This window comes from Roseobacter sp. AzwK-3b, assembly GCF_000170875.1.
In the GTDB taxonomy this organism is placed as follows: domain Bacteria; phylum Pseudomonadota; class Alphaproteobacteria; order Rhodobacterales; family Rhodobacteraceae; genus Roseovarius; species Roseovarius litoreus.
Genome location: NZ_ABCR01000021.1, coordinates 1 through 13131, shown reverse-complemented (window position 1 = coordinate 13131; position 13131 = coordinate 1). Strand labels below are relative to the sequence as shown.

Here is a 13131-nt window from a genome sequence, read left to right as displayed (position 1 = left end):
CGTGTATCGCAGGGAAACCATCTCCTGACGGTTTGGCCGGAGTATGGAGAACAGGCAGCTATCTTCATTTGTCATAGAACCATAGCACAAAAATACGGCATTCGGAAGTGCCGCACATACGAGGCCCGCTGTCACACTCGTTTTATGAGCATATTCATGGTGATACGAACCAAAGCTCGTGCCACTTCACGGGTAGCCCGGCCCTCATGCACCGAATCGCAGGCGCGGGTCAGCCGCCCTCGCCAGGCTTTTCCGAGAAATACTTCTCAAGCTTGCCCTCTTCGCCGTCACGCTCTTCCGCGTCGGGCATCTGGTCTTTCTTCGTGATGATGACCGGCCACATTTCGGAGTATTTGCGATTGAACTCGACCCATTTTTCCATGTCCGGCTCGGTATCGGGTCGGATCGCATCCGCAGGGCATTCCGGCTCGCAGACGCCACAGTCAATGCATTCGTCAGGATGGATGACCAGCATGTTTTCGCCTTCGTAGAAACAATCCACGGGGCACACCTCGACACAATCGGTGTACTTGCAGGCGATGCAGTTGTCCGTCACGACATAGGTCATATGGGTCTCTCGGCTTTTATTTTCACCGCACCAAGTAATCCAGCCTCGCCGATCAATCAAGCGTATCCGGTCGGTTGAGATCGAGTTTGCGGCGATCTCGCTTGGTCGGACGACCCTTTCCCTCGAACTTGGGCGAGGCCGGAACATCTGACCGCTCTTCTTCCGGACTCATATCCTCGTAAAGCGTTGCCGCCTCGGGGGCCGGTCCGCGCCTCTCGCCGATGGCGACGATACGGATCACCCGGATCCGGCTCGCCTGGGGAAATGTCAGCACATCACCCGGGACGACAGCATGCGCCGGCTTGGACACTTTCTCGCTATTGACCCGGACATGACCACCAGAAACGAGCTTTGCCGATATGCCGCGCGTTTTGAAAAAGCGCGCGTGCCACAACCATTTGTCCAGACGGATTTTCCCTGGTCGCGGCTCCAAATCGGCGGTTCGTCCGCTCAATCCTTGCCCTTCAGCCCCATCAAGGCCGCGGCAAATGGATTGTCCGGGTCGATCTGATCCTTCTTGCGATCGGGCCGGGCGGCAAAGGTCTTGGGCCCGCTTTCGGCACGCGGCTTGCCCCGGCCGGGTTTGCCGCTCTTCGCGCCACCCTTGCCAGCAGGTTTGCCACCCGCCGCCTTGGGTTTGCCGCGCTGATCGGGGCGCGCACGCGCAGCGCGGCCTGCCCAGGTAAAGGTGTAAAACACCTCGGTTTCCGGAGCTGCGGCGGCGGTGTCGGGGGCCTCTCCCGGCATGATCTCGGTCTCGGTTGCGGCCGGGATGTCTGCTGCGACCTCGGTCTGCTCAGGCGGCTCAGCCGCGATCGGTGCCACGCCATCGTCGGGGATCGCATTCACTACGTCTTCCGCAGTAGTCTTAGAGGCGCCAGGATCAGTTTCGGCCTGTGCCACCTGCTCTTCAGGGGCCTGCATGAGGGCCTGATCCACCGGCTTGACCTTCTCGCGCTCGGCGCGCTCGGCCTTGTATCCAAGACCTTCCATGAGGTCGGCGAATTGTTCGAGGGTCATCCCCGTGATCGACAGCATGTCAGGCGTAGCCTCGAACCCGGCCCGGCTGTCTTCGCCGCGCAGCATGTCGGCCAGACGTTCCAGCATATCGATCCGGATCGCCCGTTCGCCTGCCGCGCGATAGCCTGCCATCGCGTGATACCCGCGCGGCACAGCGCCAGGGCCACCCGCAGGAACCGTCACCAGACCCGCCGGAGGCGCTTCGGGAAATTCATCAAGACCTTGGGCAAGCGACCAAAGCAAAAGCCGCAGCCGCGTCGGCGCGGGCTTGAGCAACAAGGGCATGAAGACGGTAAACTGACCGAATCGGACGCCATGCTTGCGCAGCGCGCCGCGGGCATCCTGATCCAGGGATTTGACATCCTCGGCCACGTCGCCGCGCGGGACGATGCCGAAATTCTCGACCAGTCGGAATCCGAACCCACGTGCCATGCCGGTCAGGCTGTCGTCGCGCTGGATGTTCAGCAAAGGCTCGAACAAGCTGGCGATCTTGCGATCCATGAAATGCTGCAGCCGTCGCTGGACCTTCTGCATGACATCTTCGCCGGCGACGTCATCGACAAACGCCTCGACCTGCGGCTTGAGCGGATCGGAACCGGCGACAAGCTTGCCCACCGCCTGTTCGCCCCACATAAGTCCGCCCTGTTCGGTGAAATCGATCTCGGTGTCGGGCGAATTGTAAAACCGATCCGCCCTCAGATGGAACTGCGGGCTGAGCGCCTGAAGACTGGCTTGTCTCACGGCCTTTTCTTCCTGCCCGGCCAAAGCCCGGTCCTGAATGAAGCGGAATCCTTCAAGACGGCCAACAAATTCGCCCTCGACCGTCACATCACCGTTCTCGTTCACTTCGACCACCATGGCTTCCTTCTGCTTGAGTCGGCGCAAAAGCACGGATGTGCGCCGATCCACAAATCTTTGGGTCAGACGCTCGTGCAGCGCATCCGACAGGCGGTCTTCTACCGCGCGAGTTTCGCCGCGCCAATGCGTTTCATCATCGACCCAGCCTTTTCGCTGCGCAACATACGTCCATGTGCGGATATAGGCGAGACGTTTCGACAATGTGTCAATGTCACCATCGGTCCGGTCGATCCGCTTGACCTGTCGGGCCAGCCAGTCGTCCGGAACCCGGCCCAGTTCATGCAGATCGCAAAAGATCGTCTCGAGCAGGCTGGAATGTTCGGCATGGCTGATGCCGCGGAAATCCGGCACCCGGCAGACATCCCACAAAAGACGCACCGATGCCCCGTCACTGGCGCGCGCCCGCACGGCGGCCACCTGCGCCAGCGACTTGAGCGCCCCAAGGTCATCGGCTTCACGCGCACGGGCAAGCCATTGGTCCTCGGGCTTGGCCTCGAGTGCGGCGATCAGGGCGTCGATCTGGCCGAACGCAAGGTTGGCGTTGCGCCATTCGAGTTTGCGGATCGGGGTGAACCTGTGATCCATGATGGCGCGGGCCACCTCGTCCGACAGCTCCGGCGCTTCGCCCGTGACGCCAAAGGTGCCGTGGCTCATGCCGCGACCGGCACGCCCTGCAATCTGCGCCAATTCATTGGGAGCAAGCGGGCGCATCCGACGGCCATCAAACTTGGACAGCGACGAAAACGCGACATGGTCGATATCCAGATTGAGACCCATGCCGATGGCATCGGTCGCCACCAGATAATCCACATCACCGTTTTGATAGAGCGCGACCTGTGCATTGCGCGTTCTGGGGCTGAGCGCGCCCATCACGACCGCAGCGCCGCCCTTCTGGCGCTTGAGCACTTCGGCGATGGCATACACATTATCAACAGAAAAGCCGACAATTGCACTTCTGGCGGGCATCTTGCTGATCTTTTTCGAACCTGAATAGGCAAGCTGGGACATGCGCTCGCGGCTCAGAAATTCTACGCCCGGCACCAGTGCCGCAATCGCGCCGCGCATGGTGGCCGCACCCAGAAACTGCGTCTCCTTCAGCCCGCGCATCCGCAGCAGACGGTCGGTAAAGACATGGCCACGTTCGGGATCAGCGCAGAGCTGAATTTCGTCGATCGCGACGAAATCCGCGCCCAACCCCTCGGGCATCGCTTCGACGGTGCAGACCCAGTATTGCGTGCGCTCGGGCACGATGCGTTCCTCGCCGGTCACAAGCGCCACCACGGATGGCCCGCGCGCCCTGACGATCCGGTCATAGACCTCGCGCGCCAGAAGGCGCAGGGGCAGACCAATGATACCTGTGCGATAGCCCAGCATCCGCTCGATCGCGAAATGGGTCTTGCCGGTATTGGTAGGGCCGAGAACCGCAAGGGTTCTTGACTGCTCGGTCATGGCCGTCTCCGTTCAGGTCAGAGGCTGCGGCCGCCGATTTCCGGATCCAGCCGTTCCATCGCCTCGGTTACGGCTTCGTGATGCGGATGTATAGCCAGAACACGGGAAAACGCCTCATGCGCCAGTTCCGGCTTGTTCACCTCTTCAAGGATGATCCCCAGGCCGTAAATCGCGTTGAAATGCCGGGGATTGATCGACAGGGCGCGTTCGATATCGGCCAGCGCCGGGCCATACAGCCCCACCCGCGAATAGGCCACCGAGCGCATGTGCCATCCTTCGGCGAAATCCGGCGCATGATCGGTCAGCGCGGTGAAATGCTCGATCGCGGCTGCCGAATCACCAGCCTCGAGCGCATTGCGCCCCCGTTTGAGCAACATATCCATCGCTGCGGACCCCGATTGCGTGAATTCATGCTCGATGTCGCGGGCGATGCGCCGGGCCTCCGGCTTTTCTTCGGCGGCGCGCAAAGCCTCGAACAACGTATCCAACCGCCCTGCATCCTGCGCGGAAGCGGGTAGGGAAAACATGACTAGAGCAGCAAATGCCGCGACGATACGGTTGAGGGATGGGTATATTGCGCTCATAACAGGTCTGAATGTAGCAAGTGTGAACGCGTTTCACACCCCCTTACGCGCAAATCAGAAGGAAGTGATTGAATGAGCGATATCATCGAGACGGCCGTGGCTGCCCTGAGCGAGAAGATGGACGGTGATTTCGACGGGTCCGCCAAATTCGTGATCGAAGACGAAGGTGCCATAATGATTGACGAAAACGGTGTTCGCGCAGCCGACGAAGAGGCGGATGTGACGCTTACGGCGAGTGCCGATACGTTCCAGTCGATCCTCGAGGGGGATATGGACCCGACAGCGGCATTCATGAGCGGGAAACTCACCGTGGATGGCGATATGGGCATGGCCATGAAGCTGGGAAGTCTGCTCGCCTGATGGAACATGCGCCCTTCTTTGCCGATGTGGCTGACGGGCCGGAGAACGGCGCGGCCTGGTGGTTGCCCGCGCGCGACGGCGTGCGGCTGCGTGTCGGGGCCTGGCGGGGTACGGTCGAGCGTGGCACGGTCCTGCTTTTTCCGGGGCGCACCGAATATATCGAGAAATATGGCCGCACAGCGCGCGACTTTGCACAGCGGGGCTATGCGACCCTGACGCTCGACTGGCGCGGCCAGGGGCTTTCGGACCGGCTGACCGGCGACATCATGTCCGGTCATGTCGGGCTGTTCTCGGACTACCAGCAGGACGTGGCCGCGATGATCGAGGCCGCAGAAGCGCTGGACATGCCGAAACCGTGGCATCTGCTGGCGCATTCCATGGGCGGCTGCATCGGTCTGCGGGCGGTGATCGACGGCCTGCCCGTTCACAGCTGTGCCTTCTCGGGTCCGATGTGGGGCATCCAGATGGCCAAATCCCTGCGCCCCTTGGCGTGGTCACTGTCTTTCGGCGTGCGGCATGTCGGGCTTGGGCATCTTTATGCCCCCGGCACGGACCCTGAAAACTATGTCCTGACCGAGCCGTTCGAGACCAACAAGCTGACCGGCTGCCCCGATATGTATCAATACATGATCGATCAGGCGCTGGCCTATCCCGAATTGGGGCTTGGTGGCCCCAGCCTTCAGTGGCTTTATGAGGCGCTCAAGGAAACACGCGCCTTGTCGTTGCATCCCTCGCCCGATCTGCCCTGCATGACCGTGCTGGGCACGAAAGAGGAAATCGTCTGCCCAAGGCGGATCGAGCAACGTATCTCGAAATGGCCCGATGCGCGGCTGGAACTGGTGCCGGAGGGCCGGCACGAAGTCCTCATGGACAGCCCGGGTGTGCGCGCCCCGGTGTTCGACATCATGTGCGAGATGTTCGACACCTCGCCACCAGCATGAGGCCAGTCGCAGGCCTCTAAGGATCGCGCGCCACGGTCTGCCGCTGCGTCCCCAGCCCGTCAATCCTGAGCTCCATTTCATCCCCTTCGCTCAGGAACCGCTTGGGCGTCATCCCCATGCCGACGCCGGGCGGCGTGCCGGTGGCGATCACATCGCCGGGCTGAAGGCTCATCATTTCAGTCAGATGCGCGATGATCTTGGCCACGCTGAAGATCATCGTGCCGGTATGGCCGGTTTGCATCCGTTCGCCATTCAGATCCAGCGACAGGTTCAGGTTCTGCGGATCGCCCACCTCGTCCGGGGTCACCAGCCAAGGGCCGATCGGCCCGAACGTGTCGCAGCTTTTGCCCTTGGTCCACTGACCTGAAAGCTTGGCCTGAAAGGTCCGTTCCGATACGTCGTTGACGATGCAATACCCCGCCACATGATCGAGCGCATCCGCCTCGCTGACATATTTGGCGGGTTTGCCGATCACCACGCCCAGTTCCACCTCCCAGTCCGAATGCCGCGAGCTGCGCGGCAGGCTGACCGTGTCGTTCGGCCCGATGATCGAGGATGTCGCCTTCATGAACACGATGGGATGATCCGGCGGCGCCATCCCGGTTTCGGCGGCATGATCCAGATAATTCAACCCGATCCCGATGAACTTGCCGATCCGGCCGACGGGCGGACCAAGACGGGGTGCGCCTTCGACAAGCGGCAAGCCTTCGGGGTCAATCTGCGGCAGGTTGGTCAGAACGTCGCCTGCAATATCCGGCACCACGCCCGACAGGTCACGCAACCGGCCCTCGGCATCCAGCATGCCGGGGCGCTCCTGCCCTAGCTCTCCGTATCTTGCGAACCGCATGCGATTTCCCCCGTTCTGCAATTTCGCGCGCAGGATAGCCGCTGCTTGTCCGGGTGCAAGTGGCTGGCATCGCGGCGACGGCCGCCTATCTTTCCGGATATGGTTCTGGAATTCAAACCTCAGGGAATTTACTGCCCCGCCGGCGACTTCTTCATCGATCCCTGGTCACCCGTAGACCGGGCGCTGATCACGCATGGCCATGCCGATCACGCCCGCCCCGGCCATGCGCGCTATCTGGCCACGCTAAGTGCCGCCCCGGTGATGCGCCACAGGCTTGGCGACATCCGGCTGGACACGGTGGCTTATGGCGAGACCCGCCGGATCGGCGGGGCAAGCGTGTCGTTTCATCCAGCCGGACATGTGCCCGGATCGGCACAGATACGGGTCGAGGTCGCAGGCGAGGTCTGGGTCGTTTCGGGCGATTACAAAACCACTCCCGACCGGTTGTGTGAGCCGTTCGAGCCGGTGCGCTGCCATGGCTTTGTGACCGAATGCACCTTTGGGCTGCCGGTGTTCGACTGGGCACCCGAGGCGCAGGTCGCGGCCGATCTGAACCGCTGGTGGGCCGACAACGCCGCCGAGGGACGGGTGAGCCTGCTGGGGGCCTACGCGCTTGGCAAGGCGCAGCGGGTCTTGTCGCTGCTTGATCCCTCCATCGGGCCGATCCTGACCCATGGCGCGGTGGAAAACACCAATGCCATTCTGCGCGATCAGGAGTTCGCCCTGCCCGCCACGATCCCCGTCACCCCCGACATGGACCCCCGCGCATATCCCGGCGCATTGGTGCTTGCGCCGCCCGGCGCGCTTGGCTCGGCCTGGGCGCGGCGCTTCGGTCCGGCCTCGACCGGCTTTGCCAGCGGCTGGATGCGCCTGCGCGGTGTGCGGCGGCGGCGCGCGGCCGATCGGGGCTTTGTGATCTCGGACCATGCGGACTGGGCCGGATTGAACAGTGCGATCGCCGAAACAGGCGCGGAAAACATATATGTTACGCATGGATATACGGACATCTTCGCGCGATGGCTGAACGATCAGGGCTACCGCGCGCAAATCGTCCCGACCGAATTCACCGGTGAGTCACTGGATGAGGCCGAGACCACATGAAACGGTTCGCAGCGCTTTACGCCATGATCGACCAGACCACCAAGACGACCCGCAAGGTGGATGCGCTGGCGGAGTATTTTCGCACCGCCCCCGAAGAGGACCGGCTCTGGACCATGGCGCTGTTCTCGGGGCGCAGACCGCGGCGCGCGATCACCACCACACGGCTCAGGGAGTGGGCCGCGGACCGCGCAGGTATTCCGCTTTGGCTGTTCGAGGAAAGCTATCCGATCGTTGGTGATCTCGCCGAGACCATCGCTCTGGTCCTGCCGGCGCCCAAGGCCGACCATGCCGACAGCCTGACCGACTGGATCACGCGGCTGCGGGCGCTGGATGACGCGGATGACGCGGCGCGCAAGAGCGCGGTTCTTGATGCATGGGACAGGATGGAGGCGACCGAGCGGCTGGTATTCAACAAGCTGCTGACCGGCGGGTTCCGGGTGGGGGTGAGCCGCAAGCTGATGACCCGGGCGCTGGCGCAGGCGACCGGGCGCGACGAGGCCGATCTCGCGCATCGTCTGATGGGGGACTGGACGCCCGACACGACCACATATCGCGATCTGATCGAAGCGCCGGATGCCGCGGCAAAGGCCTCGCGTCCCTATCCGTTCTGCCTTGCGCATGGCCTCGATGGGGCAGCGCCGGATACACTTGGACCCAACGGCGATTGGTATGCGGAGTGGAAATGGGATGGCATCCGGGGGCAAGTGATCGTTCGGGCCGGAGAGGTCTTTGTCTGGTCGCGCGGCGAAGAGTTGATGACGGACCGGTTCCCGGAATTTGCAGGGCTGGCCGGGATGCTGCCTGACGGCACCGTGCTGGATGGGGAAATCCTTCCTTTCGATGGCGAAAACCCACTTCCTTTCAACGCCTTGCAAAAACGTCTTGGGCGCAAGACCGTGCCCGCCAAACTGCTGCGCGAAGCGCCGGTGATCCTGCTGGCCTATGACCTGCTGGAAGAGCGGGGAGAGGACCTGCGTGCGCGCCCCCTGTCCGAGCGGCGCGCACGGCTGGACCGGCTGCTGGACGCCACCCCGCCAGATAGCCCGATCCGACCTTCGCCGCTTGTGGCCCATGACACATGGGAGGATCTGGCCCGGTTGCGCGCCACCTCACGCGACAGGCGGGCCGAAGGGCTGATGCTCAAGCGGCGCGACAGCGCCTATCACGCGGGCCGCAAGAAGGGCGATTGGTGGAAATGGAAGCTGGATCCCCTGACCATGGACGCGGTGATGATCTATGCCCAGCAGGGGCATGGGCGGCGCGCCAACCTCTTCACCGATTTCACCTTTGCGGTCTGGGACGGCAACGATCTGGTGCCGTTCACCAAGGCCTATTCCGGGCTGACGGATGCCGAGTTCCGGCAGATCACCGCATGGGTGCGCAAGAATACCCTGCAACGTTTTGGCCCTGTCCGACAGGTGCGCCCCGAGCATGTGTTCGAGATCGCTTTCGAGGGCATAGCCCCCTCACCCCGGCACAAATCCGGTGTGGCGCTGCGCTTTCCGCGAATGAAACGCTGGCGGCACGACAAACCCGTGCAAGAGGCGGGCACGCTGGCGGATCTCAAAGAGATGCTTGCGCAATACGGATGAAGGCTTGAGCCGCCCTGCCCCGCACCATATGTCTGAAACAAGAAAACAAAGGAGATTTCCGCATGTTCCACCTGCCCTTGCCCGCCCATGATGCCAATGCCGGTTCCGGCGACAAAAATCTGGGCCGTTTGCCGGAATGGGACCTGACGGATCTCTATGAAAGCCCCGATGCCCCTGCGCTCAAGCGGGATCTGGACTGGCTGGAAAAGGCCTGCGCCGATTTCGCCGCCGATTACGAAGGCAAGCTGGCCGATCTGGATGCGGCGGGGATGCTGGACTGTCTCAAGCGCGACGAGAAGATCAGCAATATCGCCGGGCGGATCATGTCCTTTGCGGTGCTGCGCTATCAGCAGCAGACCACCGATGGCGACCGCGCCAAGTTTCTGTCGGATTGTCAGGAAAAGGTGACCACCTATACCACGCCGCTGGTGTTCTTCACGCTGGAGCTGAACCGGCTGGAGGAGGACGCGCTGAACGCCCTTTACGATGCGAGTGCCGAGCTGGCGCGCTACAAGCCGGTGCTGGACCGTATCCGCGCGATGAAACCCTACCAACTGTCTGATGAGCTTGAGAAATTCCTGCATGACATGGGCGTAGTCGGCGATGCCTGGGAACGGTTGTTCGACGAGACGATTTCGGGCCTCAGCTTCATCGTGGATGGTGAGGAGTTGGGGATCGAATCCACCCTCAACCTGCTGACCGATCAGGACCGCAGCCAGCGCGAGGCGGCGGCGCGGGAACTGGCGCGGGTGTTCGGCGCCAATATCCGGACCTTTGCCCGGGTCCACAACACCAGCGCGAAGGAAAAGGAAGTCATCGACCGCTGGCGCGGCATGCCCACCCCGCAGACGAGCCGCCACCTGTCCAACGATGTGGAGCCCGAGGTGGTCGAGGCGCTGCGCAATGCGGTGGTGAACGCCTATCCCAAGCTGAGTCACCGGTATTACGAGCTTAAGCGCAAATGGCTGGGGCTGGACGTGATGCAGGTCTGGGACCGCAACGCGCCGCTGCCGATCGAAGACAAGAAGATCATGGACTGGACCAGCGCCCGCGACATCGTGATGGAGGCCTATTCGGCCTTCGATCCGCGCATGGGAGAGCTGGCAGAGCCTTTCTTTTCAAAGGGTTGGATAGATGCGGGCGTGAAGCCGGGCAAGGCGCCGGGCGCTTTCGCGCATCCCACGGTGACCGATGTGCACCCCTATGTGATGCTCAATTACCTGGGCAAACCACGGGACGTGATGACGCTGGCGCATGAGCTGGGCCACGGGGTGCATCAGGTGCTGGCCGCCGGTCAGGGCGAGTTGCTGGCCAACACGCCGCTGACCCTGGCCGAGACCGCAAGCGTCTTTGGCGAGATGCTGACCTTCCGCAAGATGCTGGAAAAAGCCGCCACCGACACCGAGCGCAAGGTGCTGCTGGCGGGCAAGGTCGAGGACATGATCAACACCGTGATGCGGCAGATCGCGTTCTACGATTTCGAATGCAAACTGCATGACGCCCGCCGTGGCGGAGAGCTGACACCCAATGATATCAATGCCTTGTGGATGTCGGTTCAGGCGGAATCCCTTGGGCCGGCCTTCGAGTTCATGGACGGCTACGAGACCTTCTGGGCCTATATCCCGCATTTCGTCCACTCGCCCTTCTATGTCTATGCCTATGCCTTTGGAGACGGGTTGGTGAATGCGCTTTACGCGGTCTACGAGGAAAGCCCCGAAGGGTTCGAGGACAAGTATTTCGAGATGCTCAAGGCGGGCGGATCGAAGCACCACAAGGCCTTGCTGGAGCCGTTCGGACTGGATGCCAGCGACCCGGCGTTCTGGGACAAGGGGTTGAGCATGATTTCGCGGCTGATCGACGAGTTGGAGGCGATGGAGGATTAACCCTCCTCGCGAATCGCCCCAAACCTCTGGTTAACAAGGCAAAACCGGCTTCGGTATCGTGTCGGTATCACGTCGGTATCGCGTCGGTATCGCGTCGGTATCCGGCACCGAAAAGGCGATGGTTAACGGACCGACCGCAGTTTTCGGGACGATCCGTACACAGGTTTGGTACGATCTCGCCATGCAGCGGGATCAGTTGCTGACGGGCAGAACGGCGCCATCGGGTTGGGCTTCGAGGACCATGTAATCCTCGAACCCGCCATCGCCGGAACTGGCCTGCTGGATCAGCCCGCTGAGCACCCGGATCGCCGCCGGAGAGGTGGCGGGCACCGCATGGTTCAGCCCCTCGCCATCGGCGAGCGCGGTGAAGTCGATCACCTTCACATCCAGCCCCGCCACCGCCTCGGGGCCGTCGATGACGCCAAGGCGCGGCTTGCGACCGGTGATGAAACTGGCGAGCGAAAGCGCACGGTCCTGCCGCGACACGAAGATCATGAACGGCTGGGGCAATTGGCCGATCGCCTCGGCCTGACTGCGGAAGAGATCGGGATCAAGATCGGGTGACATCAGGATAACGCCGCTGATCCGCGACAAAAGCCGCCTGTCGCCGCGCAGCGCGGCCTGACGCATCACCTCCATCACGAGATGCGCACCCATGGAATGGGCCAGCAGAAGCACACGATCCCCGGAGCCACGGGTCAGCTCGGACAGGACGCGTTCCAGATCGTCACGGGCGAAAAGAACGCTGTCGCGGTCATAGATATAGCCGCGCGGATCACCCGACGAGAGCCACGAAAACAGCACCGAGGGCATGCGGATATCGAAATCCACCTGAATCTGGGCCAGCCGGTACATCGCGTCGGACAAGGTGTTGTTGTAGCCATGCACGAAGAGCATCGTTTCGTTGCCGCTGCCGTCGCGTTTGGCGCTGGCCACGAAGCGCGACGGCGTCTCGTAGACCTGTGTATCGGTCACCACGAAATGCCGCGCGGGATCGGCGGTTTCCCCCGGCTCGGCCCATTCGACCTTTCCGGGCTGGTGCACCGGCGGAATCGAGATCGAGGCCCGGAAGAAATTCAGCTCCTTGTTGCGGGGCTGGCCGAATTCCTGCCGTGGATGCGCGAGCGCGCGTTGCGTGGCGATATAGACGTTTTCGATCTGCGCGCCCGGCAGTGCCGGGCCACGATCGGCCAAGGGGCGCGGGGCGCAGGCCGCCAGAACGACAAACGCCGCAACCATCACGCCACGCAGGGCGCGGCGATGCGAAGCGGCGGTGCGTGATGCGGCGTTCTGCATGGAAAAGCCCCTTGCGGTGTCCCGCAAGAGGCTAAAGACTTTCACGCCCGGGTCCAAGGGATCACGCAGCGGGAAGCATCCCTTTTTCCGCCGCCAGTTCGCGCATGCGGTCCTGCAGCTTTTCAAAGGCCCGCACCTCGATCTGGCGAATGCGTTCGCGGCTGACATCGTATTGCGTGCTCAGATCTTCCAGCGTCACCGTCTCGTCGCTGAGGCGGCGTTGGGTGAGAATGTCGCGCTCGCGCTCGTTGAGCACATCCATCGCAAGGGCCAGCATCTCGCGGCGGGCTTCAAGCTCGTCGCGGCGCTCGTAATCCGACGCCTGATCGGCGTCCTCATCCTCGAGCCAGTCCTGCCACTCCATCGAGCCTTCGCCGTCCGAGCCGATCTGCGCATTGAGGGACGCATCGCCACCGGACATGCGGCGGTTCATCGAGATCACCTCGGTCTCGGTCACACCGAGATCATGGGCGATCTGCTTGACGTTTTCGGGGCGCAGATCGCCTTCTTCCAGGGCGCCGATCTTGGCCTTGGCCTTGCGCAGGTTGAAGAACAGCTTTTTCTGCGCCGAGGTGGTGCCAAGCTTCACCATCGACCAGCTGCGCAGGATATATTCCTGAATGCTGGCGCGA

At 62.4% G+C, this 13131-nt stretch carries 12 protein-coding genes; 5 read left to right on the top strand and 7 right to left on the bottom strand.

Annotation, left to right across the window (positions count from 1 at the left end; genetic code table 11):
- Window positions 1–229: 229 nt before the first annotated feature.
- Genes fdxA through RAZWK3B_RS19995 form a run of 4 tightly spaced genes read right to left on the bottom strand, consistent with a single transcriptional unit; the run spans window position 230 to window position 4383 of the window.
- A complete protein-coding gene (gene fdxA, locus RAZWK3B_RS20010; RefSeq protein WP_007818469.1) occupies window positions 230–568 on the bottom strand; it encodes a ferredoxin FdxA in 339 nt (112 codons plus the stop codon).
- A 52-nt stretch (window positions 569–620) separates the two neighbouring features.
- Window positions 621–1022, bottom strand: a complete 402-nt coding sequence (locus RAZWK3B_RS20005) for an RNA-binding S4 domain-containing protein (protein ID WP_232279579.1) — start codon at window positions 1020–1022, stop codon at window positions 621–623.
- A complete protein-coding gene (locus tag RAZWK3B_RS20000) occupies window positions 1019–3895 on the bottom strand; it encodes a helicase-related protein (RefSeq protein WP_007818465.1) in 2877 nt (958 codons plus the stop codon). Before RAZWK3B_RS20000 ends, RAZWK3B_RS20005 begins: the two co-directional genes overlap by 4 nt.
- Window positions 3896–3912: 17 nt before the next feature.
- Window positions 3913–4383, bottom strand: coding sequence for a tetratricopeptide repeat protein (locus RAZWK3B_RS19995; protein ID WP_007818464.1), 471 nt, complete (start codon window positions 4381–4383; stop codon window positions 3913–3915).
- A gap of 168 nt (window positions 4384–4551) precedes the next feature.
- Between RAZWK3B_RS19995 and RAZWK3B_RS19990 the strand changes: the two genes are divergently transcribed.
- A complete protein-coding gene (locus tag RAZWK3B_RS19990) occupies window positions 4552–4839 on the top strand; it encodes an SCP2 sterol-binding domain-containing protein (RefSeq protein ID WP_007818462.1) in 288 nt (95 codons plus the stop codon).
- Window positions 4839–5780 (top strand): alpha/beta hydrolase, encoded by a 942-nt coding sequence (locus tag RAZWK3B_RS19985; RefSeq protein ID WP_007818460.1) that lies wholly within the window; start codon window positions 4839–4841, stop codon window positions 5778–5780. The genes RAZWK3B_RS19990 and RAZWK3B_RS19985 overlap by 1 nt, the downstream gene beginning before the upstream one ends.
- A gap of 16 nt (window positions 5781–5796) precedes the next feature.
- Here RAZWK3B_RS19985 and RAZWK3B_RS19980 read toward each other — a convergent pair whose 3' ends face one another.
- Entirely contained in the window at window positions 5797–6627 is an 831-nt protein-coding gene (locus RAZWK3B_RS19980; RefSeq protein WP_037296373.1) for a fumarylacetoacetate hydrolase family protein, read from the bottom strand.
- 99 nt (window positions 6628–6726) lie between these two features.
- On the opposite strand from RAZWK3B_RS19980, the gene RAZWK3B_RS19975 reads away from it, so the two are divergent.
- From RAZWK3B_RS19975 to RAZWK3B_RS19965, 3 genes are all read left to right on the top strand, one after another.
- Window positions 6727–7728 (top strand): ligase-associated DNA damage response exonuclease, encoded by a 1002-nt coding sequence (locus RAZWK3B_RS19975; RefSeq protein WP_007818455.1) that lies wholly within the window; start codon window positions 6727–6729, stop codon window positions 7726–7728.
- Window positions 7725–9320 carry an ATP-dependent DNA ligase gene (locus tag RAZWK3B_RS19970; protein ID WP_007818453.1) on the top strand — a complete coding sequence of 532 codons (1596 nt, stop codon included), beginning with the start codon at window positions 7725–7727 and terminating at the stop codon, window positions 9318–9320. The genes RAZWK3B_RS19975 and RAZWK3B_RS19970 overlap by 4 nt, the downstream gene beginning before the upstream one ends.
- A 62-nt stretch (window positions 9321–9382) precedes the next feature.
- Window positions 9383–11203, top strand: coding sequence for a M3 family oligoendopeptidase (locus RAZWK3B_RS19965; protein WP_007818451.1), 1821 nt, complete (start codon window positions 9383–9385; stop codon window positions 11201–11203).
- A gap of 192 nt (window positions 11204–11395) precedes the next feature.
- On the opposite strand, the gene RAZWK3B_RS19960 is transcribed toward RAZWK3B_RS19965, so the two are convergent.
- Both RAZWK3B_RS19960 and RAZWK3B_RS19955 read right to left on the bottom strand, forming a co-directional pair.
- A complete protein-coding gene (locus RAZWK3B_RS19960) occupies window positions 11396–12499 on the bottom strand; it encodes an alpha/beta hydrolase (protein ID WP_007818450.1) in 1104 nt (367 codons plus the stop codon).
- A 61-nt stretch (window positions 12500–12560) separates the two neighbouring features.
- A partial coding sequence (locus RAZWK3B_RS19955) for a sigma factor-like helix-turn-helix DNA-binding protein (RefSeq protein WP_007818448.1) occupies window positions 12561–13131 on the bottom strand: 571 nt, incomplete at its 5' end.

Bases quoted from the DNA above. Each gene is read 5' to 3' on its own strand.
- fdxA (WP_007818469.1), bottom strand. From the start codon at position 568: ATGACCTATGTCGTGACGGACAACTGCATCGCCTGCAAGTACACCGAT.
- RAZWK3B_RS20000 (WP_007818465.1), bottom strand. From the start codon at position 3,895: ATGACCGAGCAGTCAAGAACCCTTGCGGTTCTCGGCCCTACCAATACC.
- RAZWK3B_RS19990 (WP_007818462.1), top strand. From the start codon at position 4,552: ATGAGCGATATCATCGAGACGGCCGTGGCTGCCCTGAGCGAGAAGATG.
- RAZWK3B_RS19985 (WP_007818460.1), top strand. From the start codon at position 4,839: ATGGAACATGCGCCCTTCTTTGCCGATGTGGCTGACGGGCCGGAGAAC.
- RAZWK3B_RS19980 (WP_037296373.1), bottom strand. From the start codon at position 6,627: ATGCGGTTCGCAAGATACGGAGAGCTAGGGCAGGAGCGCCCCGGCATG.
- RAZWK3B_RS19975 (WP_007818455.1), top strand. From the start codon at position 6,727: ATGGTTCTGGAATTCAAACCTCAGGGAATTTACTGCCCCGCCGGCGAC.
- RAZWK3B_RS19970 (WP_007818453.1), top strand. From the start codon at position 7,725: ATGAAACGGTTCGCAGCGCTTTACGCCATGATCGACCAGACCACCAAG.
- RAZWK3B_RS19965 (WP_007818451.1), top strand. From the start codon at position 9,383: ATGTTCCACCTGCCCTTGCCCGCCCATGATGCCAATGCCGGTTCCGGC.
- RAZWK3B_RS19960 (WP_007818450.1), bottom strand. From the start codon at position 12,499: ATGCAGAACGCCGCATCACGCACCGCCGCTTCGCATCGCCGCGCCCTG.